Raw genomic sequence first — 3,539 nt, 5'->3', positions numbered from 1 at the left:
GATCTAATGATCTGGCTGAAACGTTCTGTTTAAGCGGTTGAATTTTAAGAAGTAAAATAATTACCGTGTGAAAGAATGATCATAGCCAGCTCGCAACGATGATCATTATACGAAAGAAAGCATGATCATAAAATGTCAGAACAATGATCATTAAGTCATTGTAAGCATGATCATTATTGATTCGAAAGCATGATCATTATTCTTGTACAGCTTATCCACAGTCCAACATTTGTCATGGCTTTCTTTATGAACCCTAAGTCATTAATGGCGGTATTTCGGGGCGTAAATTTTAACGGAACGATGATCAAGAAGCGGCTCTTTTTGTTGTACTCCCCCTTTTCTGCACAATATTTAGTCCGTACTCAGCGTCAACGAGTTGTTTTGATGTATGGATGGCTGAAGCGTATTGCTTTGGAAGCATGATCATAGAATCGTTATGTTTGACTGTTCTCTGTCTGTGTCGATTGAATTATCAATCAATCAAGCCTTGTTATTGTTAAATCCCCATTCCAAAAGCATTTGCCCGTAATTTAGCACTTAAATTACATGCTTCCGTTGTTCTATTTACTTGATCATTTTTCCGTATATTGATCATTTCGATTTAGCACTTATTATGATCAATACGGTTAAAATTATCCCTTGATCATGCTTCGTGATATCACATTATTATTATTTTGTCAGTATGGTATATCTTGATCATTCTTCCGAATAAAGGTTAACACGGTTTGTCTGATGGTTATTTTTACGGCACGGATATTTTGTTTCGCCTCCCCTTCTCGTCATTTTCTGTTCGTAACTGATGAAAGGGGGGCCTATTTCAACTGAAAATTACATGAACCGTAATCTATGGTTGTATTTCAATCGTTCCGAGTTTTTTTGATTAATCTATTTACATTGTAAATTAGTGACAATGTARCACTTTAAATGTGAGGTAGAAATGACACGGGTTAGAGCTGAAAAAATACCGTTTTTTTGTGCTCCTCTAACACGTCATATCATTAAATTGTAACAATAGAGTCTATTTTATGTGATTTAACTCATAAATGAATGTTCATGTTTTTGTTGATTTTTATGTTAATCGCTGTACAATTTGTTCTTAGTTAATCATTACGGGAACTGGCAATGAAAAGAGAACAAACGATTGATAAGCTCTATCAGTTAGCCGAACAAACTCAACAAGTTCAGGCTGACCGCATTGAGATTATTTTGGAAGAGCGAAGTGATGAACATTTCCCTCCAATGTCTAAAGCGATGATGGAGACTCGTTCGGGGTTAACTCGTCGAAAATTGGATGAAGCGATCACTAAGCTTGAGGCGGATGGTCATCAATTTACAAAAAACAATGCCAATCATTACTCTATTTCATTGACTGAAGCGCACATGTTGATGGATGCGGCAGAAGTCCCTAAGTTTCATCAACGTAAGCAGCATACTGACAATAAACCATGGGTTATCAACGTACAGAACCAAAAGGGTGGTACGGGTAAATCAATGACAGCTGTCCATTTGGCGGCTTGCTTGTCCCTCAATTTGGACAAGCGTTACCGTATCTGTCTGATTGATTTGGATCCTCAAGGTTCTTTACGTCTGTTTTTAAACCCGCAAATTAGTGGTGCAGAGCACGATAATATCTATTCTGCGGTCGATATCATGCTGGACAACGTGCCTGAAGGCCAAGACGTTGACCTAGAGTTTCTCCGCAGGAATGTACTGCTTCCTACTCAGTATCCAAACTTAAAAACGATTTCGGCCTTTCCTGAAGATGCGATGTTTAACGCTGAAGCATGGCAAAGCCTAGCGCAAGATCAGTCACTAGATATCGTTCGTCTTTTAAAAGAAAAGCTTATCGATAAAATTGCTTATGATTTTGACGTCATTATGATTGATACTGGCCCGCATGTTGATCCTCTCGTATGGAACGCAATGTACGCGTCGAACGCACTTCTGATTCCATGTGCAGCAAAGCGTTTGGATTGGGCTTCAACGGTGAACTTCTTCCAACACTTGCCAACTGTGTACGAAATGTTTCCTGACGATTGGAAAGGGCTAGAGTTTGTTCGTTTGATGCCAACGATGTTTGAAGACGACAACAAGAAGCAGGTATCAGTTTTAACTGAGATGAACTATCTGTTGAATGACCAAGTCATGATGGCAACCATTCCTAGAAGTCGAGCTTTTGAAACGTGCGCCGATACTTACAGCACGGTTTTCGACCTAACGGTTAGCGACTTTGAGGGGGGGAAGAAAACTCTGGCTGTCGCCCAAGACGCCGTACAAAAAAGTGCTCTAGAACTAGAGCGTGTATTACATAGCAACTGGCCTTCACTTAATCAGGGATAATATCAATGGCAATTAAAACATCTGACTTAAATGCAAAGCTATTTGGAAAAGCAAATAAACGTCGCGTAGCAACGCCACAAGAAGCGCAGACAGCGGCAAAAGAACAGGCTCAGGTGATCGAGCTTTCTGTCGCTGGTGAGGACTTGGTTTCTTTTGAATTAGTTCGAATCCCAGCGGCTGAAGTTGCTTCTCGAACCGTGGTTTTTGAAGAGAATGCTCGTGAGCAATCTTTCTTAAATGAACATGCGCTTTCTGACGTTCTGACTACGTTAAAAGAGCGTGGGCAGCAGTATCCAGCGGTTGGTCGTAAGAACAAAGACGGCAAGATTGAAGTGCTTGATGGTAGCCGTCGTCGTATGTCATGTATTTTGGCTGACAAAGAGTTCCTTATCTATGTCGCTGAAAACATTAACGGTGAACACGCAAAATTCCTATCTGATGTTGCTAATGCTCATAAACCGCTTTCTCTTTACGAGAAAGGTCGGGAGATGCAAGCCAAATTGGATAAAGGGGAAGCTGATGATCAAAAAGCACTGGCGAAAATGTTCCAGTGTAGCGAAGCTTTGGTGAGTGGCGCATTAAAAGCGGCGGCTTTGCCACTTGAGTTATTGCAAGCTTACCCTAATGTGAGCGATCTTGGCCGCCCTACGATTGTAAAGTTGCATAAGCAATTTAGTGGGTTAACTCACGAGCAACAACAAACACTGCTGACTAAATGTGATGCTTCTGAAGGTTTTGTCTGGCAGCGTAGTGAAGCACAAGGTGTAACGCGTTTAACGAAAGACGTAACAGAAACATTGGAAGGTTGGATTCTTGAATTGGCCCCAGTACCCACCAAGAAAGCTTCTCCAAAAGTTGACCTTATCAAAGGCCGTGCCTCTTATAGCCGCAAAGGTTCAAACTTAGCGCTGAATTTAAAGAAAGTGGATGATTCCACTATGGAAGAAATCCTAGCTTTCATACAATCAAAGCTCGATTAAGTCGACCATATTTCTCGATTACTCTAAAGCCGCTCTATGAAGTGACCCCATAAAGTTGGACATTTCTGTTAAGCGGCTTTCAAGGCCTGAGTTCGATATTCTATCGGAGTCAGGCCTTTTAGTTTCACTTTTATACGTTTGGTATTGTAGTACTCGATGTATTCTTTAATTTTCTCTATCAGTGCATCTGCATCTTCAAAGCTTTGGTTGTGATACATC

The 3,539-nt window shown here is 40.6% G+C and carries 3 protein-coding genes; 2 read left to right on the top strand and 1 reads right to left on the bottom strand.

Translation table 11 applies throughout. From position 1 onward, the window contains the following. The first annotated feature begins 1,122 nt into the window (after window positions 1-1,122). Together L4B77_RS19635 and L4B77_RS19630 are read left to right on the top strand one after the other, a co-directional pair. Window positions 1,123-2,340, top strand: a complete 1,218-nt coding sequence (locus L4B77_RS19635; RefSeq protein WP_429752514.1) for a ParA family protein — start codon at window positions 1,123-1,125, stop codon at window positions 2,338-2,340. A gap of 5 nt (window positions 2,341-2,345) precedes the next feature. Next, window positions 2,346-3,320 carry a ParB/RepB/Spo0J family partition protein gene (locus L4B77_RS19630; protein ID WP_429752512.1) on the top strand — a complete coding sequence of 325 codons (975 nt, stop codon included), beginning with the start codon at window positions 2,346-2,348 and terminating at the stop codon, window positions 3,318-3,320. Between the two features lie 68 nt (window positions 3,321-3,388). Here L4B77_RS19630 and L4B77_RS19625 read toward each other — a convergent pair whose 3' ends face one another. Continuing rightward, window positions 3,389-3,538: an IS3 family transposase gene (locus L4B77_RS19625; protein WP_429751382.1), complete on the bottom strand. Its 150-nt coding sequence runs from the start codon at window positions 3,536-3,538 to the stop codon at window positions 3,389-3,391. Between the last annotated feature and the right edge of the window lies 1 nt (window position 3,539).

The sequence above is a fragment of the Vibrio minamisatsumaniensis genome (assembly GCF_050337445.1).
In the GTDB taxonomy this organism is placed as follows: Bacteria; Pseudomonadota; Gammaproteobacteria; order Enterobacterales; family Vibrionaceae; genus Vibrio; species Vibrio artabrorum.
Note: the sequence above shows the minus strand (reverse complement) of the source record. Positions and strands in the feature narration are given on the sequence as shown.

Bases quoted from the DNA above. Each gene is read 5' to 3' on its own strand.
- L4B77_RS19630 (WP_429752512.1), top strand. From the start codon at position 2,346: ATGGCAATTAAAACATCTGACTTAAATGCAAAGCTATTTGGAAAAGCA.
- L4B77_RS19635 (WP_429752514.1), top strand. From the start codon at position 1,123: ATGAAAAGAGAACAAACGATTGATAAGCTCTATCAGTTAGCCGAACAA.
- L4B77_RS19625 (WP_429751382.1), bottom strand. From the start codon at position 3,538: ATGTATCACAACCAAAGCTTTGAAGATGCAGATGCACTGATAGAGAAA.